Raw genomic sequence first — 26,153 nt, 5'->3', positions numbered from 1 at the left:
CGCGAAAGCGGCGAGGGAGCCGGCCTCGCCGCTCATGGCCATGTGCCCCATGCGGGCGGCCGTCTTCACCCCCACCTGATGGGCCTGCATCTCGTCCTCGGTGAAGGTGGTGCCGTCGAACATCACCAGCGGCGCCCGGTCCAGCCGCGCCGCCAGCTCCGGCGGCAGGGCGGCGCAGCCGGGGATGTAGAAGACCGACCGGCCGTCGGCATCGGCGCTGATCTTCACCCCCACCGTATCCTCGGGCACGGTGCCGAGGCCCGGCTTCGTCGGGTCTTCCAGCCACAGCGCCACCTTGCCCGGCACGGTGAACAGCTCCACCGTCAGGCCGAGCGGCGCGCCCTCGGCATCGGCCACCGCCAGCGGCCGGTCGACGGCGACGAGTCGACGGTCGACAAGGCTGGGGTTGAGGACATTGAAGATGCTGTTGGCGGCCAGCACGTCATGGACGCGGCCGGTGGCATAGAGCGGGAAGGCGTGGCCCTCGCGCAGGGTCAGCAGGCCGCCGACGTGGTCGACATCGGCATTGGTCACCAGCACGGCGCTGATCGGACTGTGGCGCGGCGGCCGGGCCGGGTGCAGCGGCGCGCGGTCGAGCAGCTGGCGGCCGAGGTCGGGCGAGGCGTTGATCAGCAGCCAGCGGGCGCCGTCGGCGGTGACGGCGATGGAGGACTGGGTGCGCGGCGGCGCCGCCGGATCGCCCGACCGCGCCCGCCGGCACTGGGCACAGCCGCAGTTCCATTGCGGAAAGCCGCCGCCGGCGGCGGCCCCCAGGACGAGAATTCGGAGCATCGGCCACCTCCCAGTTTCGGCTGTTCAGGGCGGACCGCCGGCTGCTACCCTGCGACCGGGGGAAGGCAGCGACGATGACCACCGGCCGGACGCAGAGAGCGGCGGCGGTGCGAGAAGGCAAGGCTACCGCGAAACCGCCGCCGGCACCAAGCCGCCGCAACAGCCCGGAGACTGCGCCCCATGGCTGATGCCGTCCTCACCCTGCGCTCCCTCAGCTTCGCCTATGGTGCGCGGAAGGCGCTGGACGACGTATCCTTCACCGTCCCGCGCGGGCGGGTGACGGTGCTGCTCGGCCCCAACGGCGCCGGCAAGAGCACGCTCATGACCCTCATCGCCGGCCTGCTGGCGCCGCCGCTGGGCACCATCACCGTGCTCGGCCACGACATGGCGCGGGCGCCGCGGCGGGCCCTGGCGCAGACCGGCATCGTGTTCCAGCAGCCGACCCTCGACCTCGACCTGACGGTGGCGCAGAACCTGCGGGTCTTCGCCGCCCTGCACGGCCTCGGCCGCCGCATCGCCGAGCCCCGCATCGCCGAGGAACTGGCGCGGCTGGAGATGGCGGAGCGGGCCGGCGACACGGTGCGCACCCTCAACGGCGGCCATCGCCGGCGGGTGGAGATCGCCCGCGCCCTGCTGCACCGGCCGACCCTGCTGCTGCTGGACGAGCCGACCGTCGGCCTGGATGTGCCGACGCGGGCGCGGCTGGTGGATCATGTGCATGCCCTGGCGCGGGATGAGGGGCTTGCCGTCCTGTGGACCACCCACCTGATCGACGAGGTGGACACCGCCGCCGATCAGGTGGTGGTGCTCCATCGCGGCCGGGTGCGGGCGGCTGCCCCGGTGGCGGAGATCCTGTGCGCCACCGGCGCCGCCGACCTGTCCGCCGCCTTCGCCCGCCTCACCGATGACGGCGACGAGGACGCCGGGGGTTCGGGGCAGGGGCCGCCGGGCCGCCAGGCGCCGCCGCCGGCCCTGGCCGTGGTGCGGGGGGCGCCGTGATGGCCGCCGCCCTCATCGCCCTGCGCGGCATCGTGGTGCGCGAGATCCTGCGCTTCGTCCACCAGCGCAGCCGCTTCCTCGGCGCTCTGGTGCGGCCGCTCATCTGGCTGCTGGTGTTCGCCGCCGGCTTCCGGGCGGCGCTCGGCATCAGCATCACGCCGCCCTATCAGACCTACATCACCTACGAGACCTACATCGTCCCCGGCCTGGTGGGCATGATCCAGCTGTTCAACGGCATGCAGAGCAGCCTGTCCATGGTCTATGACCGCGAGATGGGCTCCATGCGGGTGCTGCTGACCAGCCCGCTGCCGCGCTGGTGGCTGCTGTCTTGCAAGCTGCTGGCGGGGACGGTGGTGTCGATCCTGCAGGTCTATGCCTTCCTGCTCATCGCCCGCGCCTTCGGCATCGTGACGCCGGAGTGGGGCCTGCTGGCGGTGCTGCCGGCGCTGGTGGCCAGCGGCATGATGCTGGGGGCGCTGGGGCTGCTGCTGTCGTCGCTGATCCGCCAGCTGGAGAACTTCGCCGGGGTGATGAACTTCGTCGTCTTCCCGCTGTTCTTCTGTTCCTCGGCGCTCTATCCGCTGTGGAAGATGCGGGAAAGCAGCGTGCTGCTCTATCACGTGTGCAGTCTCAACCCCTTCACCCATGCGGTGGAGCTGATCCGCCATGCGCTTTACCTGCAGGTCAACGCCCCGGCGCTGGGCTGGACGCTGCTGGCCGCTGCCGTGTTCATGGCGCTGGCGGTGGTCGGCTACGATCCCGCCCGCGCCCTGATGCGGCGCAAGGCGGAGGCCGGCTAGGGAGTGTCGTCGAGGCCGGCGGGCGCGACGGCGGCGGCCCGGCGGCGCGGGTTGAGGCGGTACTGCGGTGTGCCGCCGTCGTCGGCCGCGGCGGCGGATTCCGCCTCCGCCAGTGCGCGCATGGCGTCGTGGTGGGGGGAGAAGGCGCAGGCCGGGTCCATGGCGGCGGCATCGCCGGTGAGCGCCAGGGCCTGGCAGCGGCAGCCGCCCCAGTCGACCTCGCGGCGGTCGCAGGTGCGGCAGGTCTCGGGCATCCAGTCGGTGCCGCGGAAGGCGCGGAAGGCGGCGCCGTCGGTCCAGATCGCCCGCAGCGACCGCTGCCGCACGGTCTCGAAGCTGAGGCCGGGGATGCTCTCGGCCGCGTGGCAGGGCAGCACCGTGCCGGTCGGCGTGACGTTGAGGAACCGCCGCCCCCACCCGGCCATGCAGGCCTTGGGCCGGCGGGCGTAGTAGTCCGGCACCACATAGTCGATGACCAGCCGGCCGCGGTAGTGGGCGCGGCGCTCCTCCACCACCGCCGTCATGGCCTCCAGCTGGGCGATGGTGGGCATGAGCAGGGCGCGGTTGCGCAGGCCCCAGCCGTAGTACTGCACGTTGGCGACCTCGCAGCGCCCGGCCCCCAGCTCCGCCGCCAGGTCGATCAGGGCGCCGACGCGGCCGGCGTTGCGGCGGGTGATGACCAGGTTGCAGGTCAGGGCGAGGCCGGCCTGCCGCACCGCCGCCGCCACCGCCAGCTTGCGGTCGAAGGCGCGCGGCACGCCGGTGACCCAGGCGATGCCGGCATCGTCGGTATCCTGGATCGACAGCTGCACATGATCGAGCCCGAGCGCCGCCAGCCGCTGCAGCCGCGCCGCATCCAGCCCGAGGCCGGAGGTGATGAGGTTGGCATAGAGCCCCGCCTCCACCGCCGCCGCCACCAGTGCTTCCAGATCCGGGCGGGCGGCCGGTTCGCCGCCGGAGAAATGCACCTGCATCACCCCCAGGGCGGCGGCCTGCCGCAGCACGTCGGTCCATTCGGCGGTGGTGAGTTCGTCCTCCACGGCATCAAGCGCCAGGGGGTTGGAGCAGTAGGCACAGCGCATGGGGCAGCGGTGCGTCAGCTCCGCCAGGATGGCGACGGGCAGGGGGAGGTCGTCGGGGCGGGGGGAGTCGGTCATGCCACCACGAACCCCCGGTCGATGAGCGAGCGCAGCAGGTCGTCGACGTCGGGGCGGATGTCGCCGGGGGCGGCGCCGTAGTCGGCGGCGAGGGCGGTGATCAGATCCCCCAGGGTGCGGCGGCCGTCCAGGCGGCGCAGCACGTCCAGCGCCACCTCGTCGGGGACCAGCATGCGCTCCGGCGCCAGCAGCACCCAGCGGCCGCGGGCCTGATCCTCGCGCAGCCGCACATGCGGCGCCAGCGCCGGCCGGCAGGCATCGGACAGCGCCCCGGCGGCGGGGGTGGTGGTGGCAGGAGCGGCGGCAGACGGCGTCGCGGCCCGGTCGGCCATGGTCACTCCTCCGGCGGGACGTAGGCGCCGGGCGGGATGTGTCCGGGCGCCACATAGGCGTGATAGAGGGCGTCAAGCTGCACCCACAGCACGTTGGTCTTCATGGTGACGGCATCGAGCACCAGCTGCTGGCTTTCCTCGCTGCGGGCATGCTCGCGCACGTAGGCGAGCGCCATGTCGCAGTCGCGCGGCGCCTGGGTGAGGCGGCGGCGGAAGTAGGTCATGACGCTGTCGTCGATGAAGTCGTAATGCTCCAGCATCCCCGATATGCGCTCTGCATGAAGGCTCGGCGCGAAGAGTTCGGTGAGGCAGGAGGCGATGGCGCCGAGGCCGGGGTGGTCCTTGACGTACTGGACGTAATGTTCCACCGCCATGCGGGTGGCGGGCAGGGCGCCCTGCATGGACATCACATAGTCGCGGTCGAGGCCGAGGCCGTCGGTCAGGCGCAGCCAGCGTTCGATGCCGCCGGGGTCGTCGCCGTGGCCGTCATGGTCGTGGATGCGGCCGATCCAGGCCCGGCGCAGGGCGCGGTCGGTGAGACCGGCCAGCACGGCGGCATCCTTGCGCGGAATGGCCGCCTGATAGCAGTAGCGGTTCAGCGCCCAGGCCCGCACCTGCGCCCGCGTGCAGCGGCCGCCGTGCAGCAGGCGGTGAAAGGGGTGCAGGCTGTGGTAGCGCTCGGCCCCGATGGCGCGGATCTTCGCTTCCAGCGCATCGGCGGCCACGGGCGGCGGTGCGGCGGCCGCGGTGACGGTCATGGCGGATGATCCTCCCGCTCCCGGCGGATGGGTGGGGCGCCCGAAGGCAGCCAGCCGCCGCCGCTCCCCGCCGGCCTTGCGGGGCCGGGCAGGGAGGGCGGCGACCGCCGGCGGGTCATTCCGCGCAGGCGTAGGAATTGATTTCGAGGCCGACGCAGATTTCGACCACGGTGGGCTTCTTCCAGATCTTCATGAACGTGTCTCCCTGGTCTTGGTGGATGCTTGGTTGATCCGCCCTTGCCCGCGCTGTGCCCGCGCGGCCGCCCGGGGACGGGAACCGGGCGCCTTCCGCCAGGCCTGCCAGCGGCAGGGCCGGCGCAGTAGAGACTGAAAGATCACAAGGATACGCCAAAAGATCACGGCCTGCGCCCAGTAGCCTACGGGGAGTGCGCAAGTATCCCTGGAATTGTTCCATACTGGAGCCCCGGTCCCGGCTTGTCAATGGCGTCCGGGCGACTCCGCCGCTGCGGCGTGATGCAGAAATGGGTAGCCGCCTAACCCTCCCGCCCCGTGGTCCGCCCTGGCGTGCCGTGCCATCCTTTTCCGTCCGACCCACGGCCGGACCAGCCCATGGCGAGCAGTCGACCGGCCATCGTCCGGCAAGCGCGGTGGCGTCCCTCACTCGCCCCAACAATCGACCAGCATCGGGGAGGTTCTCCATGTTCGGACTGAAGTCGAGCACCGCGGGGGTTCCCGGCAGCACCATCCACATCCATCCCGCCGTCGACGACGGCGTGAAGCCTGGCGAGGCGGCGTTTGCCGGCGGCGTGCTGCGCTGCCGCTGCGCCAGCGACCCGGTGGAGGTGACGGTGGACAGCCAGTGCGCCCACAACCACGTCTGCGGCTGCACCAAATGCTGGAAGCCGGAGGGAGCGCTGTTCTCCATGGTGGCGGTGGTGCCGCGCAACCACGTCCGCGTCACCGCCAACGAGGACAAGCTGCAGGTGGTCGACCCCGGCGCGGTGATCCAGCGCCACGCCTGCCGTGACTGCGGCGTCCACATGTACGGCCGCATCGAGAAGACCGACCATCCCTTCTACGGCCTCGACTTCATCCACCCCGAACTGTCGCCGCAGACGGGGTGGGCGGGGCCGGAGTTCGCCGCCTTCGTGTCGTCGATCATCGAGTCCGGGGCGCCGCCGGCGCAGATGGACGCGGTGCGCGCCCGTCTGCGGGAACTGGGGCTGGAGCCCTACGACTGCCTGTCGCCGCCGCTGATGGACCTGATCGCCACCCACACCGCCAAAGCCCGCGGCACGCTCGCCGCCTGAGGCCGGGCCGGCGCCGCCCCGAGCTCCTCCGGGCGGCGCCGCTTCCGGCCGCCGAGACCGAGGCTGCCCGATGCCGTTGTTCTCCCTGCCCCTGCCCCTGCGCGGTTCCTCCCCCGCCATCGCCGCCCTGGTGGCGGCGTCGCTGGTGCTGCCCTCCGCCGCCCGCGCCGACGACTACCCGACCGACGCCCGCGTCGACTACGTGCTCGCCTGCATGGGCGCCAACGGCCAGGACCGGCTGACCATGCTGAAATGCGCCTGCAGCATCGACGCCATCGCCGCCCGCATCCCCTATGACGACTACGTGGCGGTGGAGACCATCAAGGTCATGAGCGAGCGCCCCGGCGAACGCTCCGCCGTGTTCCGCGACGTCGGCTGGGCCAAGGATCTGATGGCCGAGTTCCGCCGCGCCCAGGTGGCGGCCGACATGGAGTGCTTCTAGCAGCACCCCCGCCGGCCGCAGGATGGGCGAACGGTCACGAGGCCGGTTCCACCTGCACCTGCCACTGGTCGGCGAACTCCATGCCCTTGCTGTCGCGCGCCGTCACCGCCAGCACGCCGCCCGCCTCGGCGACGAAGGTGAAGCGGAAACTCGGGTCTTCGCTGATGGAGATGTCGGCGTCGATGGTCAGGACCGGCACGCCGTCGTAGGTGACGGTGATGTCGGTCAGGTAGTGGGGCGGGATGTAGAAGCGGGTGATCTGGTCGAACTGCAGGCCGCTGTTGTTGGGGTGGCTGATCATCACCTGCGCCGTCACCGCCTCGCCGGCGGTGATCCGCTCCGGCAGCCGCACCCGCATCTTGCCGAGTCGCGCCGCCGCCTCCGCCGGGTCGCGCACCGCCGGGGCGGAACAGCCGCCGGACGCCTTCACGAACCGCTCCGCCGTCAGCAGGCGGCCGTCGCGGGTTTCCACCACCGCATGGACGAAGGTGTAGCGGTCGACGCGGACGCGCGTCTCCACCGGGCCGGGGGCGTGCGCCGGGCCGAACCGGAACACGGCGGCCAGCGGCACCGGGTTGTTGTCGATGATGAGGTGCAGCCGCTCCGCCTCCAGGGCCGGGTCGACGGTGACGCTCATGGGCACCAGGGCGGCATCCTGGGCGCGGGTGGGGGCCTCGAAGGTGATGAGCCCGTCGGTGGCCGGCGTCACCGGCTGGCCGGGGAAGTAATGCTCCACCAGCTGCTGCCAGCGCGGGTTGGAGGCCGGGTCGGCGGCGGTCGCGGTGCCGGCGCCGAGGCCGAGGCTCACGGCGAAGCCGAAGCCCAAGGCCGCCACTGCCGCCCGGGCGGCGGCGGCCCGGCGGGGCGGCGGCGGGTGCAGGTCGGCGGTGGGGTGAGGCATGGCGCGGTCTCCTGTCCCGTCAGTCCCATTCCAGTTCGGCGAAGGCGGCCGACACGTTGCGGCCGTGGTAGTCGTCCAGCAGCAGCCAGCCGTCGCTGTCGTCCGGCGGGGCCAGGTCGGCCTGGGCCTGCATCAGGCCGCCGCCGCCCGCGATCAGCCGGCGCGCCTGCGCCGCCAGCCCCTCCAGATAGCGGCGCTGGGCCGCCAGGGCGGGGGCCGGATCGTCCTGCACCGGGCCGTGGCCGGGCACCATGCGCGCCACCTCCGGCCCGTTCAGGCTGTCCATCACCCGCAGCCAGCCGCGCAGGCTGCCGTCCAGCGACGGCACCCGGCCGACGAACAGCAGGTCGCCGGTGAACAGGGTGCCGGTGGCGCGGTCGAGCACCGTCAGGTCGTTGTTGGTGTGGGCGGTCGGGTGGGCGGTCAGCAGCAGTTCCCGGTCGCCGAGGTCGAGGGTGAGGCTGTCCGCCACCGCCACGTCCACCCGCAGCGGTGCCAGTGCCGCCGCCTCCTCGTCTCCCACCGACTCGGCCAGGCGGTCGCGGTAGATGGCGAAGCGGGCCGCCAGCGCCGCATGCAGGGCGTGGTGGCCGATCACCTGCGCCTCCGGGAAGGCCGCGTTGCCGAACACATGGTCGGGGTGCATGTGGGTGTTGATCACATAGGCCACCGGCCGGTCGCTCTGCGCCGCCACCGCCGCCCGCAGGCGCTGCCCGATGTGGGGCGAGCCGCCGGTATCGACCACCGCCACCGCCTCCGCCCCGACGATGAAGCCGAGGGTGGCGATGTCGCCGTGGTTGGCGGCGTCGGCTTCCTCGTGCGCGCCGACATGGACGAAGACCCCCGGCGCCGCCTCGGTCACCGGCAGCGGCTCGACCGCCCGCTCCGCCGCGTCGGCGGTGGCGGCGACGGTCAGCAGCACCGCCAGGGCGGCGGCGGCATGGCCCGGCGGTCGGCGCATCGATGCGTGTCCTCGCAGGCGGAACGGCCCCCACCCCCGATCTTCCCCGCCGCAGTCGCCGTCAGCAAGCTGCGGCGGCAGCGATTCCGGGGGTGGGGCAAGTCCTTTTATCAGCATACTGCAGTGCAATGCCGCAACTGTGCAGATGCGAACAGGGCGAGACGGAGGCGAAATAAGTCTCCTGTTGGTGGTGGAGCGGGCGAATAGGGATTAGGGAGCATCCTGGTCTTGCCGGTTGCTGCCATTGCTCTTCAAGATACTGGAAAAACAGGCGCAGCCGTCAGACGCCGGCCCAACCGGCGCGGTGACACAGGGAGAACAGGGTGGTCCGCATCGTCCCGGACCGGGACCGTCGCCCGCGCGCGGCCCGGCACCTTTCCGACTTTCGTCGCTACGTCGCCCGATCGGCCGTTGCCCTGGCGCTCGGGCTGGCGCCGGTGACGGCGACGACGGCCGCGGCGGCGGAGGCGGTCACCATCCGCATCGCCTACCTGACCCAGGAGGACCGGCCGCAGACGCCGGTGACCTTCCTGGAACCGGTGCTGACCGATGCCGGCCTGCAGGGCGCCCGCCTGGGGGTGGCCGACAACGACTCCACCGGCCGCTTCACCGGCCAGCGCTTCGAGCTGGTGGAGGCGGTGGTGCCGCGCGACGGCAGCGTGGCCGAAGCGGCGCAGGCGCTGGCCGCCGACGGCATCCGCTTCATCGTCGCCGACCTGCCGCGGTCGCCGCTGCGGGAGGTCGCCGCCCTGACGGACATGGCGGAGGCCCTGATCTTCAACACCCGCGCCCCCGACGACAGCCTGCGCAACGACGAATGCGCCGCCAACCTGCTGCATGTGACGCCCAGCCGCCGGATGCTCGCCGACGCCCTCGGCCAGTATCTGGTGTGGAAGAAGTGGACGCGGTGGGCCGTCATCGCCGGCCCGACGCCCGAGGATGCCGCCTATGCCGAGGCGGTGCAGCGGGCGGCGACGCGCTTCGGCGCCACGGTGGTGGAGCGCCGCGACTGGACCTTCGACATCGGCCACCGCCGCGTCGATACCGGCCACGTCACCATCCAGTCGGAGGTGCCGACCGCCACCCAGCTGCCCGACCACGACGTCCTCATCGTCGCCGACGAGCACGACCGGTTCGGCGAATACCTCGCCTATCGCACCTGGCAGCCGCGCCCGGTGGCGGGCACCCACGGGCTGGTGCCGACCGCCTGGGCGCGGGTGCACGAGCAATGGGGCGCCACCCAGCTGCACAGCCGGTTCGAGAAGGCCGCCGGCCGCTGGATGACCGCCCGCGACTACACCGCCTGGGCCGCCGTGCGCGCCATCGGCGAGGCGGCGACGCGGGCCGGCTCCGCCGATCCGGCCGCCATCGCCGCCTTCCTGCGCGGCGACGACTTCAGCCTGGCCGCCTTCAAGGGCGAGGCCCTGACCTTCCGGGAGTGGGACGGCCAGCTGCGCCAGCCCGTCCTGCTGGCGGGCCCGCGCATGCTCATTTCGGTGTCGCCGCAGGACGGGTTCCTGCACCAGGGGTCGCTGCTCGATACCCTGGGCGACGACCGTCCCGAGACCCGTTGCCGACTCTGACCCGGAAGGACGCCCCGCCCATGAGCCGCCGCCGCCTCGCCGCCTCTGCCGTTGCCGCCGTCACCGTCTCGCTCGCCGCCTTGCTGGCCGCCGCGCCGGCGGTGGCGGAGACCATCTTCGTGTCGAACGAGAAGGACAACACCATCTCGGTCATCGACGGCGCCACCCTGGAGGTCACCGACACCATCGATGTCGGCCGCCGGCCGCGCGGCATCACCTTCAGCGCCGACAAGACCCAGATCTACGTCTGCGCCGGCGACGACAACCGCATCGACGTCATCGACATCGCCAGTCGGCGGGTGGTGGACAGCCTGCCCTCGGGGCCGGACCCGGAACTCTTCGTGCTGCACCCGGAAGGGCGCATCCTCTACGTCGCCAACGAGGACGACAACATGGTCAGCGCCGTCGACGTGGTCGACAAGGTGATCACCGCCGAGATCATCGTCGGCGTCGAGCCCGAGGGCATGGGCATCAGCCCCGACGGCCGGCTGCTGGTCAATACCTCCGAAACCACCAACATGGCCCATTTCATCGACACCGAGACGCAGGAGATCGTCGCCAACGTGCTGGTCGATTCGCGGCCGCGGGTGGCGCAGTTCACCCGCGACGGGCGCGAGGTGTGGGTGTCGGCGGAAATCGGCGGCACGGTCAGCGTCATCGACGCCGCCAGCCGCGAGATCGTCGACAAGATCGGCTTCGAGATCCCCGGCATCCGGCGCGAGGCCATCCAGCCGGTCGGCATCGCCATCACCGAGGACGGCGGACGCATCTTCGTCGCCCTCGGCCCCTCCAACCGGGTGGCGGAGATCGACCCGCAGACCCGTGAGGTGGTGAAGTACCATCTGGTCGGCCAGCGGGTGTGGAACCTCGCCCTGTCGCCGGACGAGACGCGGCTCTACACCACCAACGGCGTCAGCAACGACATGTCGGTGATCGACCTGAAGAACGACCGCGTCATCAAGAGCGTCGGCGTCGGCGGCGCCCCCTGGGGGGTGATCGTGCTGCCCTGAGGCGGCGTCAGCGCGGCGGCGGCGGCGCCAGCAGGCGGTGTTCCACCAGCCAGCCGATGCCGCGCAGCCACGAACGGTCGGTGTCGCCGCGGATGTCGGCGACCCCCTCCGCCACCACGGCGCCGCTGCCGGCGTCGCGCACGGTCAGGGTGATGGAGAGGATGAGGGTGGAGACCTTGCGCACCAGCCCGGTGACCACGAAGTCCGCCCCGGCCTGCCGGGCCAGCGCCAGTTCGCAGCCGTTGCAGGTGCGGATGCGGGGCGTCTCCCCCGCCGCCGTCACCACCTCCAGCCCGCCGGCCTCGGCCAGCAGGTCGCGCAGGTGGCGGGAGGCGGCGGCCAGCCGGGCGGGATGCTGCGGCGCCTCGCCCTCGCCGCTGGTGTCGAGCAGTTCCACATCCAGCACCAGGACGCGCCGTTGCTGCGCCGCCCCTTCGGCCGCCGCCGGCAGCAGAAGGACGGCGATCAGCGCAAGGGCGGCAGCGGCAGGCAGGCGGCGGTTCATGGCGGCTCGCATCCTTCTTTCATCCACGCCCTGACAGGGAGGCGCCCCATGCCCGGCAGGCCCGTTGTCCGTCCCGTTGCCGCCCTTGCCCTGCTGCTGGCGGCGGCGGCGCCCCTGCGGGCGCAGCCGGTGCAGGAAGCGGCGCGTCCGCCCGACTGGCCATGCGTGCAGGTCTACGTCCCCGAGCTGTCGCCGGGCCTGTTGTGGAGCGGCCCGGACCCGGAGGCGGTGGAGCCGCGCTGGCGCGACGATGCGGCGGTGCGGCGGGCAGCGGCGCTGGCGACCGCGCCCGGTGCCACGGCCTCCGCCGCCGCCTTTGACGAGGCGGTGGCGGCCGTGGCCGAGTCTGCCGGTGCCGAGCGCAACCAGGCCCTGACCGCCCTGTTCGCCGCCGTCTACGAGACTCAGGCCGCCCGGCGGCGGGAGGCGTTGCAGGTCATCGGCCGCTACGCCCGCCAGCAGGACGCCCTGCACGCCGCCATCGCCCGCACCCTGGCGACGCTGGACACCGCCCCGCCCGGCAGCGCCGAGGCGGCGACCGCCGAACAGGCCCTGCAATGGCAGCGCCGCATCCTCGACGACCGCCGCCGTGCCCTGGAGGCGGTCTGCGAGCAGCCGGTGCTGGTGGAGCAGCGGCTGGGCATCCTCACCCGCACCATCGCCGCCCGCCTCGACTGAGGCCGCCTTCCCGGGGGCGGCTAGTTCAGCAGCCCCTCGGCCGGGGCGACCGGGATGAGGGGCAGGCCGGCCTCGCCCCACTCGGTGGTTCCGCCGGGGAACCAGTGGACGCGGCCATAGCCCCAGTCCACCGCCCGCCGGGCGGCGTTCCACGACATCCAGCAGTCGCGTTCGCAGAACAGCACTACCGCCCGGCCGGCATCGCCGCCGGTCAGGCGTTCCAGGTGGCGGCGGAAATAGCCCGCCATGTCGTCGGACAGGGTGCCGAAACCGACGTTCGGCAGCCAGGTGGCGCCGGGGATGGTGGCGCGCGGCGGCGGCAGCCAGTCGGTGCCGGCCGCCAGGTCGGCCGGGCGGGGCGGCGCCGGCAGCACGTCGATGAGCGGCGCCCCCTGCTTCATCAGCGCGATCACCTCCTGCAGCCCGACCACCGTCGCCCCCTGCAGGGTGGTCGGCGTGGGGGCGCGGAAGGCGTCCATGCGGTAGCCGTCGGGCTCGGGCACGGCGGCGGCCTCGGCCGGGGCGGCGGCGGTGGCGGTGGCGGCGGCGGGCTGGCGGGGGGTGCCGTCGCGGTTCATCAGCGGCACGTGGTAGTCGGTCAGGACGGCGTCGATGTCGGCCTGGCGGCGGGTGATGAACTCGTTCAGCCAGTGCTTCCAGCGCGTCTCGCCTTCCCGCAAGCCCATGGAGATCATGAACTGCATCCGCGCCGAGGGCGCATCGGCCAGCGGCACCACGGTCAGCGGCACCTCCGCCCGGGCGGCGTGCCAGGCGGCCATGGGCCCCCACAGCAGGGCGAGGTCGGTGCGGCGGCGGGCCACATCCTCCACCGCCTGCCGCACCGGCTGTTCCACCCGCGTGTCGACGTTCAGCTGGTAGGGCTCGATGTTGGTCAGGCCGTGGCGCCGCAGCAGGGTGGCCGGCGGCGTCTGCGCCACCACGCCGATGCGGGCGCCGCGCAGGCCGGGATCGTCCAGGCCGGTGGCGGTCAGGCCGGAATCCCGCCGGTAGACCATGACGTAGGCGGAGCGGTAGTAGGGGTTGGTGTTCTGCATCAGCTCCTCCCCCACCGCCGCGCCGATGATGAGGTCGCAGTGGCGGGCGCGCAGCGTGTTGCGCACGAAGCCGATGGTCTGCGGCCACCAGTAGTAGGTGACGGGCAGGCCGAGGTCGGCGCCGATCATCTCGGCGATGCGGTTCTCGAAGCCCTCGCCGCGCTCGTCGGAATAGGGCAGCAGGGCGCCGTCGGCGCAGACCCGCAGGCTGCCCGACGGCATCCAGGTTTCCGCCGCCGCCCGCGCCGGCCCCGGCTGGGCGACGACGGCGGCCAGGACCGCCGCCGCCGCCGTCAGCGCGACCGCGGCGGATCGTTTCAGGGTCAGGATCACGTCCGCTCTCCCGCTGTCAGCCCTCCAGGCGCACCGGCCGTCCGCGCCCCAGTTCGCCCTCCGACCGGGCCTTCAGGTAGCGGTAGATGTCGTCGATATGGTCCATCACGTTGGGGTCGGTGCCGAAGGCGGGCATCACCTTGTTGCCGGTGGCGCCGGGGTTCTGCCGGCCGCTCGCCACCACTTCCAGGAAGGCGTAGTAGTCGATGGAGTCCATGGTCTCGGCCAGGGCCGGCGCGAAGGAGGAACCAAGCCCGTCGGCGCCGTGGCAGACGTGGCAGGAGTTGTGATAGCGGCGATAGCCGTTGTAGGTGCCGCGGTCGACGCGGCCTTCCTCGACGCGGTAGAGCGGCACGCCGTCCTCGTCGGTCATGGCCTCCCCGTCATCCTGGGCGAGGGCGACGGCGGTGCCGGCCATCAGCAGCAGCGGGGCGAGCAGCGCGGCCCGCAGCGGCGGCATCAGCATGTCCAGAACCATCAGGCAGACATCCTCTGTATCCGGTTATCCGGTGTGTCGTGTGTTCGGTGTGTCCGGTGGGGCAGGGCGGACGCCGGCACCGCCATCCGGCGCCGGCGTCCGTCGCTGCGGTCAGTTGCTCGGCAGCTCGAAGACGGTGAGCACGCCGCCCAGCTGGGTGTAGTCGGACAGCTGGCGATGGGCGCCGACGGCCCCCAGGCCGGCGGTGTCCACCGTGACGTCGGCCGCCGTTTCCGGCCCCTGTCCGCGCTCCGGGTGGACGGCTTCGTGCCAGCCGGCGGCCGCCGATTCATCGGTCAGCCCCGCCGCCAGGCCGATGCCGGCCCAGCCGCCGACACCCGACAGCACGGCGATGTACTGCTTGCCGTTGTGCTCGTAGGTGTTGATGTTGCCGATGATGCCGGACGGCGTCTTGAACTTGTAAAGCTCGGTGCCGTCCTTGAGGTCGAAGGCCTTCAGGTAGCCTTCCAGCGTGCCGTAGAAGCCGACCCCGCCCGCGGTGGTGAGGGCGCCGCTCCACACCGCGAAGCGCTCCGGCTTGGACCACACGATCTCGCCCTTGGCGGCGTCGAAGGCGATGAAGTTGCCCATGCCGCCGTGGGAATTGGGCGCCGGATACATCGCGACCGTGGCGCCGACGTAAGGCTGGCCGGCGGTATAGGCCACCTGGAAGGGCTCGTAGTCCATGCACAGGTGGTTGGTCGGCACGTAGAACAGGCCCGTCTGCGGGTTGAACGCGGCCGGCTGCTGGTCCTTGGTGCCAAGGGCGGCCGGGCAGACCCCCTTGGTGTTGGTGTCCTCGCCCTGCGCAAAGGTGCTGTACTGGTCGACCACGTTGGGTCGGCCGGTTTCCATGTCGATGTCGGTGGCCCAGTTCACCACCGGGTCGAACTTCTTCGCCACCAGCAGCTCGCCGGTTTCCCGGTCGAGGGTATAGGCGAAGCCGTTGCGGTCGAAGTTGACCAGAACCTTGCGTTCCTGGCCGTCGATGGTGAGGTCGGCGAGGATGTTCTCGTTGACGCCGTCGAAGTCCCATTCGTCGAAGGGCGTCTTCTGGTAGACCCACTTGGCCTGCCCGGTATCGGGGTTGCGGGCGAAGATGGTCATGGACCACTTGTTGTCGCTCTTGGCCCGGTCGTTGTCGACGGCGCGCTGCACCGGGTTCCAGGTGCCGGGGTTGCCGGTGCCGTAGTAGACGAGGTCCAGCTCGGGGTCATAGGTGTACCAGCCCCAGGTGGTGCCGCCGCCGATCTTCCATTCCTCGCCGGGCCAGGTCTTGACGCCCAGGTCGGCCTCGCCGATGGGCTTGCCCATCATGGTGGTGGTCTGCGGGTCGAGCAGCACGTCGGCATCGGGCCCGGTGGAATAGGCCCGCCAGACCATCTCGCCGCTTTCGGTGTTGTAGGCGGTGAGGTGGCCGCGGACGCCGAACTCGCCGCCGCTGATGCCGACCAGCACCTTGTCCTTCACCACCAGCGGCGCGGCGGTCAGGGTTTCGCCGCGGGTGTGGTCGCCGTTCTTCACCTTCCACAGTTCCTGGCCGCTGTCGGCGTTCAGCGCCACCAGGGTGTTGTCGGCCTGGGCCAGGAACACCTTGCCGTCAGCCACGGCGACGCCGCGGTTGACCGTGTCGCAGCACATGACGGGGATGACGTTGAGGTCCTGCCGCGGTTCGTACTTCCACTTCACCCGCCCCTCGTTCGCAAGGTCGAGGGCATAGACGATGTTCGGCACCGGGGTGTGGATGTACATGGTGTCGCCGATGACGATCGGCCCGCCCTCGTGGCCGCGCAGGACGCCGGTGGAGAAGCTCCACGCCGGCCGCAGGGACTTGACGTTCTCGACGGTGATCTGGTCGAGGGGGCTGTAGCGTTGACCCTCGTAGTTGCCCAACTGGATGGCCCAGTTCTTCGGGTCCTTGGTTTTCGTGAGGGTATCGTCGTTTGCCAGCGCCGTTCCGGCGATGGTCAGGGCCGCGCCGGAGACGAGTATGCGTGCCAGCCATTTCATCTGGACGTACCTCCCTTGGATTTCGCCAATTATTGTGGCTTTTTCCTCACCATTCCCTGAGAACTTCCTCGGATCTCCCGAACCTGTTGATATTAAAAAACGATAATTTTTGGCGTGACCATCATCAAGTATGTCAGGGTGCGGATGACCCGCAATTGCTGATCTACCTCTTCTTATTATTGCCTGGTAAAGTAAGAAAATTCCGCTCGTCTTCTTCGGACGGACTCTCGGCGTGCAATATGTTGCAATGCAGCAGGGGGATCGGCGGCGTTAGTCTGGAAAGGCCGTGGCTGCGACCACCCCAACACCGGAGGGTGCATGATCGAGCTTGTCTTCATCGTCTGCCTGGTCGGCGCATCGGCCGACTGCAGGACCGTCACCCCCGACTACGGCCGGGAGTATCCGCATGTGGTCGCCTGCATGCGCGAGGGCACCATGCGCGCCGCCCAGTGGCAGCAAAGCCACCCGGACTGGACGATCCGCCGCTGGCGCTGCGAGGACCGGTCGATCTGAGACCCGGCTGGCGGCCGGTCTGCCGCCGCCCCGCAACGGCGGCGGGCGGCAAAGGGGGGAGGCCACCTCCGTACCAAGGATCGCATACCACCGTGCGGCTTGATAAGGCGCTGGCCTGGAAGACATCTTTGCAGGAATGAAATGATCCGCCGGGCGGCGGGGCCGCCGGCGTCGATCAGGACTCTTCCGCGCCGGCCATCCTGTGGCATAAGGGGCCCGACCTCGCCACCGGAGCCCTGAGACTATGATACGGTTCGATACCATCACCCGGCGGAACGGCCACCGGATCCTGTTCCTGGAGGCCTCCGCCGCCCTGAACCGGGGCGAGAAGGTGGGCCTCGTCGGACCCAACGGCGCCGGCAAGACGACGCTGTTCCGCATGATCACCGGCGAGGATACCCCCGACGACGGCCAGGTGGTGGTCGAGAAGCAGGTCTCCATCGGCTACTTCAACCAGGACGTCGGCGAGATGGCGGGCCGCAGCGCCGTCGCCGAGCTGATGGACGGCGTCGGCCCGCTCAGCACCGTCGCCGCCGAACTGGCCGAGCTGGAAGCCGCCCTGTGCGACCCCGACCGCGCCGACGAGATGGACGCCATCCTCGAACGCTTCGGCGAAGTGCAGGCCCGCTTCCAGGAACTGGGCGGCTATGAACTGGAGGGCAAGGCGCGCGAAATCCTCGCCGGCCTCAGCTTCAGCCAGGAGATGATGGACGGCGACGTCGGCACTCTGTCGGGCGGCTGGAAGATGCGCGTCGCCCTCGGCCGCATCCTGCTCATGCGGCCCGACGTCATGCTGCTCGACGAGCCGAGCAACCACCTGGACATCGAAAGCCTGATCTGGCTGGAAGACTTCCTGAAGGGCTACGACGGCGCCCTGCTGATGACGTCCCACGACCGCGAGTTCATGAACCGCATCGTGACCAAGATCATCGAGATCGACGCCGGCACCCTGACCACCTATTCCGGCGACTACGTGTTCTATGAACAGCAGCGGGCGCTGAACGAAAAGCAGCAGCAGGCCCAGTTCGAGCGCCAGCAGGCCATGCTCGCCAAGGAGATCAAGTTCATCGAGCGGTTCAAGGCCCGCGCCTCCCACGCCAGCCAGGTGCAGAGCCGCGTCAAGAAGCTTGAGAAGATCGAGCGGTTCGAGCCGCCCCGCCGCCGCCAGGTGGTGGCCTTCGACTTCCCGACGCCGCCGCGGTCGGGCGATGATGTGGCGGTGCTGAAGAACGTCCACAAGGGCTACGGCAGCCGCAAGATCTACCAGGGCTTCGACCTGACCATCCGCCGCAAGGAGCGCTGGTGCGTCATGGGCGTGAACGGCGCCGGCAAGTCCACCCTCCTGAAGCTGGTGGCGGGCGCGACCACGCCGGACGACGGCAGCGTCACCGTCGGCGGCAGCGTCAAGATGGGCTATTTCTCCCAGCACGCCATGGACCTGCTGGAGGGCGACCGCACGGTGTTCGAATCGCTGGAGGACCGCTTCCCCCAGGCCAACCAGGGATCGCTGCGGGCGCTGGCCGGGTGCTTCGGCTTTTCGGGCGACGACGTCGAAAAGCCCTGCCGGGTGCTGTCCGGCGGCGAGAAGGCGCGGCTGGTGATGGCGATGATGCTCTACAACCCGCCCAACTTCCTGGTGCTGGACGAGCCGACCAACCACCTCGACCTCGACACCAAGCAGATGCTGATCAAGGCCCTGGCCGATTACGAAGGCACCATGCTGTTCGTGTCGCACGACCGCCACTTCCTGGCGGCGCTGTCCAACCGGGTGCTGGAACTGACCCCGGACGGCGTCCACCAGTACGGCGGCGGCTACACCGAATATGTCGCCAGCACCGGGCAGGAGGCCCCCGGCCTGCGGAGCTGACGGCGCGCGGGTGGGGGGCGGCGCCACGAAAGGTTAGCTTGGCTCAGCTGCGAACATCGGCAGCACCACCTCTACGCGTTGGTGCAGTCGGACCCGGCCGCCCCGCGGCTCGGTTTTGGCTTGAACGATCGTCATCGTCGGGTATGGTTGCGACGGGCCGGAGCAAGTATAGGGTCAGCCTCGCCAAGCGTTTGCTTGGTGACTTATGGGCCCGGTCCCGCCCTGGTAAGCATTTGCAGTATCTGCCGTTGAGGTTGCTGCGCGCCCGTAGCTCAGCCGGATAGAGCACCGGATTCCTAATCCGGGGGCCGTGGGTTCGAATCCCGCCGGGCGCACCAGAATATGGCTTGAACAAGGGCTTACCGTTCCGAGGCGGTAAGCCCTTGACCGTCTCTGGCGGTTCTCTCAAGGCGATGAACGGGCACAGGATGGTCGCAGCAGACGCCTGAGACCAAAGAAGCTTATGGTCCTCTGACGGACGCTGACTCACGCCCGATGATACGGGTGTCCGTCCAGGATGCTCTGGGCGCGGAAGAGTTGTTCTGCCAGCATGGCGCGCACCAGCATGTGCGGCCAGGTCATCTTCGACAGGGAGAGAAGGGCGTCGGCGCGGTCGCGCACGGCCTGCCCGTGGCCGTCGGCGCCGCCGATGAGGAAGGCGACGCAAGGGGCGCCGCGTTCCAGCCAGCCGCCGTAGAGGCGGGCGAACTCTTCCGACGTGTGCAGCCGGCCGCGTTCGTCCAGCGCCACCACCACCGCGCCCGCAGGGACGCAGGCCAGCAGCAGGTCGGCTTCGCGGGCCATGCGTTCGGCAGCCGAAAGCGGCCGCTTTTCCTCCACCTCCCGCACGTCGAAAGGCAGTTTCAGGCGGCTCGCGTACTGCTCGAACAGGGCGCGTTCGGATCCGTTCTTCGCGCGCCCGACGGCGGCGAGCATCAGCTTCATGGCGGCGTGCGCCTTCCGCCTGCCCCTTTCCGTCCTGTCCGGGCGCGGCCGGTTACGGAGGAGGCGGCGGAAGCCCCGTCAGGCCATGTAGGCGGCGGAAGACGCCGCCGCATCGGCAGCCACCGGCGGCCGCGCCGGGTTGGCCACGCCCCACATCTTTTCCAGATTGTAGAAGGCGCGCACTTCCGGGCGGAACAGGTGAACCACCACATCGCCGGCATCGACCAGCACCCAGTCGCCAGCCGCCTTGCCTTCGACGGAGGGCATCAGGCCGACGGCCTTCAGCTTCTCCACCAGATGCTCGGCCGCCGACGCAACCTGCCGCGAGCTGCGGCCGGAGGCGATGACCATGTATTCGGCGATGGAGGATTTGCCGGCAAGCCCGATGACGATCACGTCCTCGGCCTTGCTGTCTTCGAGAACCGATTCGACCAGTTCGACCACTTCGGCCGGGTCGAGAGGCACTTGCGGATCGGGTTTTATGGGTCGCTCCATAGGGGTCGTCCACGCCGTCATGACGGGCAGAGCCCCGCGCTCACGCGGGGGTGCTGCCGGCACCGTGCCGGCCGGCGCGGATGGCAGTCGCCGAGGCGGGATGGCGTCGGATCGGAAGGAAGACCCACGCGGGGGCTTCGCTGCCGGCCAGAACCGGGGCCTTCCGAAGGGGCAATCGGTGTCTGGCGAAACGCCGCGCCGCCTTGCTTGCCAACGCTCGATAAGAATAGGGCGCCCGGTCGAACACCGCAACGGGATGGTTGCGAAAGATCGATGACCAGGCCCGCCAGCGGCTGATCTGATGCAGATTGTCGGCCCCCATCAGCCACACGAAGGTGACATTGGGGAACCGCCGCCGCAGCACCGCCAGGGTATCGGCGGTGTAGCGGGTGCCGAAACGGGTCTCCAGCGTCGTCACCCGCAACCGCGGATGCGCCGCACAAGCCCGCGCCCCGCCCGCCCGCTCGGCCAGCGGCGCCATGCCGGCCGCGGGCTTCAACGGGTTCTGCGGGCTGACCAGCCACCACACTTCATCCAGCGCCAGCCGCCGCAGGGCCTCCAGCGAGATGAAGCGGTGGCCGTCGTGGGCCGGATTGAAGCTGCCGCCCAGCAGCCCGACCCGCAGCCGCCGCCGGTCGCCATAGGCGGGCAGCGGGTCGAGCGGATCGGGGCGGGGTGCAGCGGTCACGGCGATGGAACGGCGGCGGGCGGCGTCAGCTCGGCCGGCACTGGCCGCTGCCGCGCACCTTGTACTTGAAGGTGGTCAGCTGCTCCACCCCCACCGGGCCGCGGGCGTGCAGCTTGCCGGTGGAGATGCCGATTTCCGCCCCCATGCCGAACTCGCCGCCGTCGGCGAACTGGGTGGAGGCATTGTGCATGAGAATCGCCGAATCGATCTCGGCCATGAACCGCTCCGCCACCGCCGCGTCCTCGGTAAGGACCGATTCGGTGTGCTGGCTGGAGTGAGCGTTGATGTGGGCGATGGCGTCGTCGAGCCCGTCCACCACCTTCACGCTGAGGATGGCATCCAGGTATTCGGTGTCCCAGTCCGCCGCGGTCGCAGCCAGCACCCGCGGGTCGACCGCCTGCACCGCCGCGTCGCCGCGTAGCTCGCAGCCAGCCGCCAGCAGGTCGGCCACCAGCTGCGGCAGCAGCGAGCCGGCCAGCGCGCGGTCGACCAGCAGCGTCTCGGTGGCGCCGCAGATGCCGGTGCGGCGCATCTTGGCGTTCAGCACCACCGCCCGCGCCAGCGCCGGGTCGGCGGCGGCATGGACATAGGTGTGGCAGATGCCTTCCAGGTGCTTGAACATGGGGATGCGGCTTTCCGCCGACAGCCGCTCGATCAGCGACTTGCCGCCGCGCGGCACGATGACGTCGATGTAGTCGGTCGCGGTGATCATGGCGCCGACGAAGGCGCGGTCGGTGGTCGGCGCCATCTGGATGCAGTCGGCCGGCAGACCCGCCGTCGCCAGCCCCTCCTGCAGGCAGGCGAGGATGGCCTGCGACGAATGGAAGCTCTCCGACCCGCCGCGCAGGATGGCGGCATTGCCCGACTTCAGGCAGAGCGCCCCAGCATCGGCGGTGACGTTGGGCCGGCTTTCGTAAATGATGCCGATGACGCCGAGGGGCGTGCGCACCCTCTGGATTCGCAGGCCGTTGGGACGGTCCCACTCGGCCATGACGGCGCCGACGGGATCGGGCAGCGCGGCGATATCCTCCAGCCCCTTGGCCATGGCCTCGATGCGGCCGGCGGTCAGGTTGAGGCGGTCGAGCATGGCGTCGGTGAGGCCCTTGGCGCGGCCGGCCTCCATGTCGCGAGCATTGGCCGCCTGGATTTCGCCCATGCGCGCCCGCAGCGCCGCCGCGCCGGCCCGCAGCGCCGCATCCTTCGGCGCCGTCGGCGTCTTCGCCAGCACCAGGGCGGCGGCACGGGCCCGGCGGCCGATGGCCGACATCAGGTCGCGGACGTCGGCGGTTTCAGCCAGGGCGGCGGAGGCGGAGGCGGCAGCGGTGGCGGCGGCGGTGGTCATGGCGGTCCTTCTCCCAGGGGTGCGGGTCTGGCGGGCGTCAGGCGTCCAGGACCAGATCGTCCCGGTGGATCATCTCGTCGCGGCCACGGTAGCCGAGCAGATCCTCGATGTCCGCCGTCTTGTGGCCGGCGATGAGGTTGGCGTCGTGGCTGTTGTAGGCGATGAGGCCCTTGGCGATGGTGCGGCCGTCGGCGTCCTTCACCTGCACGGCGTCGCCGCGCTCGAAGGTGCCTTCGACCATGGTCACGCCCGCCGGCAGCAGCGAGCGGCCGCCCGCCAGCGCCTGGGCGGCGCCGTCGTCCACATGCAGGGTGCCCGCCGGGCGCAGCCGGCCGGCGATCCAGTTCTTGCGGGCGGTGCGGGGGTTGTCCTTGGGGATGAACCAGGTGCAGCGGCCGGTCTGTTCCAGCTGCCGCAGCGGGTGGTTCAGCTTGCCGCGGGCGATGGCCATGCGGGTGCCGGCGCCCATGCAGATGCGCGCCGCCATCAGCTTGGTCACCATGCCGCCGGAGCCGTAGCCCGGCCGCGCCTCGCCGGCCATGGCCTCGATGGCGGGCGTCATCTCGCGCACCTCGGGGATCAGCTCGGCGGTGGGGTCGACCTTGGGGTCGGCGGTATAGAGGCCGTCGATGTCCGACAGCAGCACCAGCGCATCGGCGCCGATCATCATGCCGACTCGGGCGGCCAGGCGGTCGTTGTCGCCGAAGCGGATTTCCGTCGTCGCCACCGTGTCGTTCTCGTTGATGACCGGCACGGCGCCGTAGCGCAGCAGCGTATCGAGGGTGTTGCGGCCGTTGAGGTAGCGGCGGCGATCCTCGGTGTCGCCGATGGTCAGCAGCACCTGCGCCGCCGTGATGCCATGGCGGGCGAGCGTTTCCTGATAGGCATGGGCAAGGCGGCCCTGGCCGGTGGCGGCGGCGGCCTGCTTTTCCTCCAGCTTCAGCGGGCCGTCGGGCAGGCCCAGGTGGCGGCGGCCGACGGCGATGGAGCCGGACGTCACCACCACCACCTCCTGGCCCCGCGCCTTGCAGGCGGCGATGTCGTCGGCGACGGTGTCGAGCCACGCCCGATGCACCTCGCCGCGCGCCTCATCCACCAGCAGCGCCGAGCCGATCTTGATGATGATCCGCTTGGCCTGGGCGAGCGGCGATGCCGCCGCCTGCGCCGAGGCCACCGCCGATTCGGTCAAGGCCGCCATTCCCCGCTCTCCTGTCCGTCGTCGGCGCCCGAGTCGCCGCCGGTTGCCGCCTCATCCTCGTCGGCATAGCCGCCGTCCTCGGCATGACGGGCGGCGCGTGCCTCCATCACATAGCCGAGCATGCGGTGCAACACCGAGTCGAGCCCCTGCCGGGCGACCGACGAGATCGCCAGGATGTCTTCCTTGCGCTGGCCCGATTCGGCCGCCAGCTGCTCGCGCAGGTCGTCGACGATTTCCGGGATCAGGGCGTCGGTCTTGGTAATGGCGATCAGCTCCGGCTTGTCGGCCAGGCCGCCGCCGTATTCCTCCAGTTCGTGCCGGATGGTGCGGTAGTGCTCGGCCACATGGTCGTAGTCGGTGCCGTCGATCAGGTGCAGCAGCACGCCGCAGCGTTCCACATGCCCCAGGAACCGGGTGCCGAGGCCGGCGCCCTCGCTGGCGCCCTCGATCAGGCCGGGAATGTCGGCGATGACGAATTCCGTGTTGTCCACATAGGCGACGCCCAGGTTGGGGTGCAGCGTGGTGAACGGGTAATCCGCCACCTTCGGCCGCGCCCGCGTGACGGCGCCCAGGAAGGTGGACTTGCCGGCATTGGGCAGGCCGACCAGGCCGGCATCGGCGATCAGCTTCAGCCGCAGCCAGACCCACATCTCCTCGCCCTCCTGGCCCGGATTCGCATGGCGCGGAGCCTGGTTGGTGGAGGTCTTGAAGCGGGCGTTGCCCCAGCCGCCGTTGCCGCCCTTGGCCAGCGTCACCCGCTGGCCGGGGCGCATGAGGTCGGCCAGCACCTCTTCCTGGTCGTCGGCGAGAATCTGCGTCCCGACCGGCACCTTGATCACCAGATCATGGCCGCCGCGCCCGTGCATGTCGCGCCCGGCACCGTCGTGGCCGCGCTCGGCCTTGAAGTGCTGCTGATAGCGGAAGTCGATGAGGGTGTTGAGGTTGGCCACCGCCTCGAAGATCACGTCGCCGCCGCGGCCGCCGTCGCCGCCGTCGGGGCCGCCGTACTCGATGAACTTCTCGCGCCGGAAGGCGACGCAGCCGTTCCCGCCGTTGCCGGAGCGGATGTAGATCTTGGCCTGGTCGAGAAACTTCATCGAACGGGTGCTCTCTCTATATATATGTGGCGGCGGCATAGCCGCCGCGCCCTCAGGCGCCGGGCGCGCGCATCCGCGCGCTTGGCTCTCGCGGCAGGGGCCGCGCGGCGCGGTCGCGCCGGCCGGAGTCGCGGCGTGCGCCACGCCTCCGGAAGATCCCCAGCCTTCAACACTATCGCCCGAGGTTCGACGGCACAGCCGCCACGCCCTCAGGCGCCGGGCGCGCGGCTCTCCGCACGCTTGGCTCTCGCGGCAGGGGCCGCGCGGCGCACTCGCGCCGGCCGGAGTCGCGGCGTGCGCCACGCCTCCGGAAGATTCCCCAGCCTTCAACTTTGGCACCCAGGTCCGACGGCACAGCCGCCGCGCCCTCAGGCGCCGGGCGCGCGGCTCTCCGCACGCTTGGCTCTCGCGGCAGGGGCCGCGCGGCGCACTCGCGCCGGCCGGAGTCGCGGCGGCCCTCGCCCTGTCCTTGCCCCGGCAGATGTGGGGCGGAGCGGACAAACGAAAAGAGGGGAACGGTGCGATCCGTTCCCCTCTTTTCCGACCGGCTGGTCGAGGCCCGAGCCGGAGCGTCAGGCCTGCGGCTCGACCGACACGAACACGCGGCCCTTGAAGCCGGTGTGGAACTTCACGGCGCCATCGCGGACGGCGAAGATGGTGAAGTCGCGGCCGAGGCCGACGCCTTCGCCCGGATGCCACTTCGTGCCGCACTGGCGGACGATGATGTTGCCGGAGACGACCTTCTCGCCACCGAACTTCTTCACGCCGAGGCGCTTACCGGCGGAGTCGCGACCGTTGCGGGACGAGCCGCCTGCCTTTTTATGAGCCATTAGTGCTCTCCTTGAACTCTAGCGGACCCGGGATCAGCCGGAGATGCCGGTGATCTTGACCAGGGTCTTGTACTGGCGGTGGCCGTTCTTGCGGCGGTAGTTCTGGCGACGCTTCTTCTTGAAGACGATCACCTTGTCGTCGCGGAACTGCTTCAGGACCTCGCCCGTCACGGACGCGCCGTCCACGATCGGGGCGCCGACCTTGTCGCCGACCATCAGCACGTCGAACGTGACGGCCTCGCCGGCCTCGGACGGCAGCTTCTCGATGGCGATGATGTCGTCCTGCGCGACCTTGTACTGCTTCCCGCCGGTCTTGATGACTGCGAACATGGTGGTGCAACCTTGACTGCGAAACGTGGGCGGAGCGAGGCCCCGCGGATGGAGCCGGGAAATATACAGACGAGACCCCGCCTGTCAATGCCCGATGGGGGCATTTTCGGCCGGGGTCCGCCTACACATCCCGCTGTGACGGGTCGTCCGACGGCGCGACGGAGGCGTCGGCACCGGGGGCGAAAATTTTTGCAACGTGGTTGTTGCTAAGCCCCGAACCTTACGCTATGTATCGGCCTCCCGCAAGCGACCGACGCGAAATTCTGCGGCCTTTTCAGTGCGGAGAGGTGCCGGAGCGGTCGAACGGGGCGGTCTCGAAAACCGTTGTACCCGCGAGGGTACCGTGGGTTCGAATCCCACCCTCTCCGCCACTTTCCCCTATGGCCTTGATGAAAAAGCAAGTCCTTGGGAGTTCACCGGAAAATCTGCTCGCTGCTCCATCCGACTGTTACAGTAGGAGCATGGAGAAGATGCTCGGTCACCCCCGCCTCTACCGCCGTGGCGCTACGCACTATCACCGCGCCGCCATCCCGGTTGACATAGCGGACACCTAACCCAAAACCGAAGAGACATTCTCCCTCCGCGTGAAGGACTACCGGGAGGCCTTGAAGCTCGTCCGCGCTGAAGCGGCGCGGGTCGACCGCCTGTTTGACGAGCATCGGCGGCGGCTGGCCCTTCAGGCTCAGCCCGCGCTTCCGAGCCTTACGGACGTGCAGGTGAAGGTCATCTGACCTCCTCCCGCTTTCCTGGACCACTTGAGGTGAGAAAATTCTCGGTTACCGT

28 protein-coding genes, 2 tRNA genes and 1 pseudogene are annotated in these 26,153 nt (G+C 70.5%); 12 read left to right on the top strand and 19 right to left on the bottom strand.

Annotation, left to right across the window (positions count from 1 at the left end; all coding sequences use genetic code 11):
• A partial coding sequence (gene pqqB / locus ABD056_RS19270) for a pyrroloquinoline quinone biosynthesis protein PqqB (RefSeq protein ID WP_343869380.1) occupies positions 1 to 792 on the bottom strand: 792 nt, incomplete at its 3' end.
• 180 nt (positions 793 to 972) lie between these two features.
• Between pqqB and ABD056_RS19265 the strand changes: the two genes are divergently transcribed.
• Together ABD056_RS19265 and ABD056_RS19260 are read left to right on the top strand one after the other, a co-directional pair.
• Positions 973 to 1,791 carry an ABC transporter ATP-binding protein gene (locus ABD056_RS19265; RefSeq protein WP_343869378.1) on the top strand — a complete coding sequence of 273 codons (819 nt, stop codon included), beginning with the start codon at positions 973 to 975 and terminating at the stop codon, positions 1,789 to 1,791.
• Positions 1,791 to 2,591, top strand: coding sequence for an ABC transporter permease (locus ABD056_RS19260; protein ID WP_343869376.1), 801 nt, complete (start codon positions 1,791 to 1,793; stop codon positions 2,589 to 2,591). The genes ABD056_RS19265 and ABD056_RS19260 overlap by 1 nt, the downstream gene beginning before the upstream one ends.
• On the opposite strand, the gene pqqE is transcribed toward ABD056_RS19260, so the two are convergent.
• The 4 genes from pqqE to pqqA all read right to left on the bottom strand — a co-directional run bounded on the left by pqqE (position 2,588) and on the right by pqqA (position 5,031).
• On the bottom strand, positions 2,588 to 3,748 hold the full coding sequence (gene pqqE, locus ABD056_RS19255; RefSeq protein ID WP_343869373.1) for a pyrroloquinoline quinone biosynthesis protein PqqE: 1,161 nt from the start codon (positions 3,746 to 3,748) through the stop codon (positions 2,588 to 2,590). The genes ABD056_RS19260 and pqqE overlap by 4 nt on opposite strands.
• Positions 3,745 to 4,080 (bottom strand): pyrroloquinoline quinone biosynthesis peptide chaperone PqqD, encoded by a 336-nt coding sequence (pqqD, locus tag ABD056_RS19250; RefSeq protein ID WP_343869371.1) that lies wholly within the window; start codon positions 4,078 to 4,080, stop codon positions 3,745 to 3,747. The genes pqqE and pqqD overlap by 4 nt, the downstream gene beginning before the upstream one ends.
• 2 nt (positions 4,081 to 4,082) lie before the next feature.
• A complete protein-coding gene (gene pqqC / locus ABD056_RS19245; RefSeq protein WP_343869370.1) occupies positions 4,083 to 4,838 on the bottom strand; it encodes a pyrroloquinoline-quinone synthase PqqC in 756 nt (251 codons plus the stop codon).
• Positions 4,839 to 4,953: 115 nt separating this feature from the next.
• Positions 4,954 to 5,031 carry a pyrroloquinoline quinone precursor peptide PqqA gene (gene pqqA / locus ABD056_RS22925; RefSeq protein ID WP_425545062.1) on the bottom strand — a complete coding sequence of 26 codons (78 nt, stop codon included), beginning with the start codon at positions 5,029 to 5,031 and terminating at the stop codon, positions 4,954 to 4,956.
• Positions 5,032 to 5,497: 466 nt separating this feature from the next.
• Here pqqA and gfa point away from each other — a divergent pair, with 466 nt between their 5' ends.
• Positions 5,498 to 6,109 (top strand): S-(hydroxymethyl)glutathione synthase, encoded by a 612-nt coding sequence (gene gfa, locus ABD056_RS19240; RefSeq protein ID WP_343869368.1) that lies wholly within the window; start codon positions 5,498 to 5,500, stop codon positions 6,107 to 6,109.
• Positions 6,110 to 6,179: 70 nt separating this feature from the next.
• Positions 6,180 to 6,551 (top strand): hypothetical protein, encoded by a 372-nt coding sequence (locus ABD056_RS19235; protein ID WP_343869365.1) that lies wholly within the window; start codon positions 6,180 to 6,182, stop codon positions 6,549 to 6,551.
• 34 nt (positions 6,552 to 6,585) lie between these two features.
• Here ABD056_RS19235 and ABD056_RS19230 read toward each other — a convergent pair whose 3' ends face one another.
• Entirely contained in the window at positions 6,586 to 7,452 is an 867-nt protein-coding gene (locus ABD056_RS19230) for a quinoprotein dehydrogenase-associated SoxYZ-like carrier (RefSeq protein ID WP_343869363.1), read from the bottom strand.
• Positions 7,453 to 7,471: 19 nt separating this feature from the next.
• Positions 7,472 to 8,413, bottom strand: coding sequence for a quinoprotein relay system zinc metallohydrolase 2 (locus tag ABD056_RS19225; protein WP_343869361.1), 942 nt, complete (start codon positions 8,411 to 8,413; stop codon positions 7,472 to 7,474).
• A gap of 323 nt (positions 8,414 to 8,736) precedes the next feature.
• Between ABD056_RS19225 and ABD056_RS19220 the strand changes: the two genes are divergently transcribed.
• On the top strand, positions 8,737 to 9,996 hold the full coding sequence (locus ABD056_RS19220) for an ABC transporter substrate-binding protein (protein ID WP_343869359.1): 1,260 nt from the start codon (positions 8,737 to 8,739) through the stop codon (positions 9,994 to 9,996).
• A gap of 20 nt (positions 9,997 to 10,016) precedes the next feature.
• Positions 10,017 to 11,006, top strand: coding sequence for a PQQ-dependent catabolism-associated beta-propeller protein (locus ABD056_RS19215; RefSeq protein ID WP_343869357.1), 990 nt, complete (start codon positions 10,017 to 10,019; stop codon positions 11,004 to 11,006).
• Between the two features lie 7 nt (positions 11,007 to 11,013).
• Here ABD056_RS19215 and ABD056_RS19210 read toward each other — a convergent pair whose 3' ends face one another.
• Positions 11,014 to 11,511, bottom strand: a complete 498-nt coding sequence (locus tag ABD056_RS19210) for a DUF3280 domain-containing protein (RefSeq protein ID WP_343869355.1) — start codon at positions 11,509 to 11,511, stop codon at positions 11,014 to 11,016.
• A 48-nt stretch (positions 11,512 to 11,559) separates the two neighbouring features.
• Between ABD056_RS19210 and ABD056_RS19205 the strand changes: the two genes are divergently transcribed.
• Positions 11,560 to 12,189, top strand: a complete 630-nt coding sequence (locus ABD056_RS19205) for a hypothetical protein (RefSeq protein ID WP_343869353.1) — start codon at positions 11,560 to 11,562, stop codon at positions 12,187 to 12,189.
• A 20-nt stretch (positions 12,190 to 12,209) separates the two neighbouring features.
• Here the strand turns inward: ABD056_RS19205 and ABD056_RS19200 are convergent, their stop codons facing one another.
• The 3 genes from ABD056_RS19200 to ABD056_RS19190 all read right to left on the bottom strand — a co-directional run bounded on the left by ABD056_RS19200 (position 12,210) and on the right by ABD056_RS19190 (position 16,065).
• Positions 12,210 to 13,577, bottom strand: a complete 1,368-nt coding sequence (locus ABD056_RS19200) for a quinoprotein dehydrogenase-associated putative ABC transporter substrate-binding protein (protein WP_343869351.1) — start codon at positions 13,575 to 13,577, stop codon at positions 12,210 to 12,212.
• A 16-nt stretch (positions 13,578 to 13,593) separates the two neighbouring features.
• Positions 13,594 to 14,055: a c-type cytochrome gene (locus ABD056_RS19195; protein ID WP_343869350.1), complete on the bottom strand. Its 462-nt coding sequence runs from the start codon at positions 14,053 to 14,055 to the stop codon at positions 13,594 to 13,596.
• A 111-nt stretch (positions 14,056 to 14,166) separates the two neighbouring features.
• Complete coding sequence (locus ABD056_RS19190; RefSeq protein WP_343869348.1) at positions 14,167 to 16,065, bottom strand: methanol/ethanol family PQQ-dependent dehydrogenase; 1,899 nt, start codon at positions 16,063 to 16,065, stop codon at positions 14,167 to 14,169.
• 318 nt (positions 16,066 to 16,383) lie between these two features.
• Here ABD056_RS19190 and ABD056_RS19185 point away from each other — a divergent pair, with 318 nt between their 5' ends.
• The 3 genes from ABD056_RS19185 (at position 16,384) to ABD056_RS19175 (ending at position 18,783) form a co-directional block, all read left to right on the top strand.
• Positions 16,384 to 16,578, top strand: coding sequence for a hypothetical protein (locus ABD056_RS19185; protein WP_343869346.1), 195 nt, complete (start codon positions 16,384 to 16,386; stop codon positions 16,576 to 16,578).
• Between the two features lie 244 nt (positions 16,579 to 16,822).
• Positions 16,823 to 18,445, top strand: coding sequence for an ABC-F family ATP-binding cassette domain-containing protein (locus tag ABD056_RS19180; protein ID WP_343869343.1), 1,623 nt, complete (start codon positions 16,823 to 16,825; stop codon positions 18,443 to 18,445).
• A 261-nt stretch (positions 18,446 to 18,706) separates the two neighbouring features.
• A tRNA-Arg gene (locus ABD056_RS19175) sits at positions 18,707 to 18,783 on the top strand.
• Between the two features lie 148 nt (positions 18,784 to 18,931).
• Here the strand turns inward: ABD056_RS19175 and rlmH are convergent.
• The 8 genes from rlmH to rplU all read right to left on the bottom strand — a co-directional run bounded on the left by rlmH (position 18,932) and on the right by rplU (position 25,370).
• Entirely contained in the window at positions 18,932 to 19,390 is a 459-nt protein-coding gene (gene rlmH / locus ABD056_RS19170; protein ID WP_343869342.1) for a 23S rRNA (pseudouridine(1915)-N(3))-methyltransferase RlmH, read from the bottom strand.
• Positions 19,391 to 19,468: 78 nt separating this feature from the next.
• Positions 19,469 to 19,855 carry a ribosome silencing factor gene (rsfS, locus tag ABD056_RS19165; protein WP_343869340.1) on the bottom strand — a complete coding sequence of 129 codons (387 nt, stop codon included), beginning with the start codon at positions 19,853 to 19,855 and terminating at the stop codon, positions 19,469 to 19,471.
• Between the two features lie 70 nt (positions 19,856 to 19,925).
• Complete coding sequence (locus tag ABD056_RS19160; protein ID WP_343869338.1) at positions 19,926 to 20,573, bottom strand: nicotinate-nucleotide adenylyltransferase; 648 nt, start codon at positions 20,571 to 20,573, stop codon at positions 19,926 to 19,928.
• A 25-nt stretch (positions 20,574 to 20,598) separates the two neighbouring features.
• Positions 20,599 to 21,915 (bottom strand): glutamate-5-semialdehyde dehydrogenase, encoded by a 1,317-nt coding sequence (locus tag ABD056_RS19155; RefSeq protein WP_343869336.1) that lies wholly within the window; start codon positions 21,913 to 21,915, stop codon positions 20,599 to 20,601.
• A gap of 37 nt (positions 21,916 to 21,952) precedes the next feature.
• On the bottom strand, positions 21,953 to 23,113 hold the full coding sequence (gene proB / locus ABD056_RS19150) for a glutamate 5-kinase (protein ID WP_343869334.1): 1,161 nt from the start codon (positions 23,111 to 23,113) through the stop codon (positions 21,953 to 21,955).
• A complete protein-coding gene (gene obgE / locus ABD056_RS19145; RefSeq protein WP_343869332.1) occupies positions 23,101 to 24,210 on the bottom strand; it encodes a GTPase ObgE in 1,110 nt (369 codons plus the stop codon). The genes proB and obgE overlap by 13 nt, the downstream gene beginning before the upstream one ends.
• Before the next feature lie 572 nt (positions 24,211 to 24,782).
• Entirely contained in the window at positions 24,783 to 25,040 is a 258-nt protein-coding gene (rpmA, locus tag ABD056_RS19140; protein WP_343869329.1) for a 50S ribosomal protein L27, read from the bottom strand.
• A gap of 33 nt (positions 25,041 to 25,073) precedes the next feature.
• A complete protein-coding gene (gene rplU, locus ABD056_RS19135) occupies positions 25,074 to 25,370 on the bottom strand; it encodes a 50S ribosomal protein L21 (protein WP_343869327.1) in 297 nt (98 codons plus the stop codon).
• A 281-nt stretch (positions 25,371 to 25,651) separates the two neighbouring features.
• On the opposite strand from rplU, the gene ABD056_RS19130 reads away from it, so the two are divergent.
• Both ABD056_RS19130 and ABD056_RS19125 read left to right on the top strand, forming a co-directional pair.
• Positions 25,652 to 25,741, top strand: a tRNA-Ser gene (locus ABD056_RS19130).
• A gap of 198 nt (positions 25,742 to 25,939) precedes the next feature.
• Positions 25,940 to 26,101: pseudogene (locus ABD056_RS19125) on the top strand (hypothetical protein); the annotation flags it as partial.
• Positions 26,102 to 26,153: the final 52 nt, after the last annotated feature.

Source organism: Caenispirillum bisanense, from assembly GCF_039523075.1.
Classification (GTDB): Bacteria; Pseudomonadota; Alphaproteobacteria; order Rhodospirillales; family Rhodospirillaceae; genus Caenispirillum; species Caenispirillum bisanense.
Note: the sequence above shows the minus strand (reverse complement) of the source record. Positions and strands in the feature narration are given on the sequence as shown.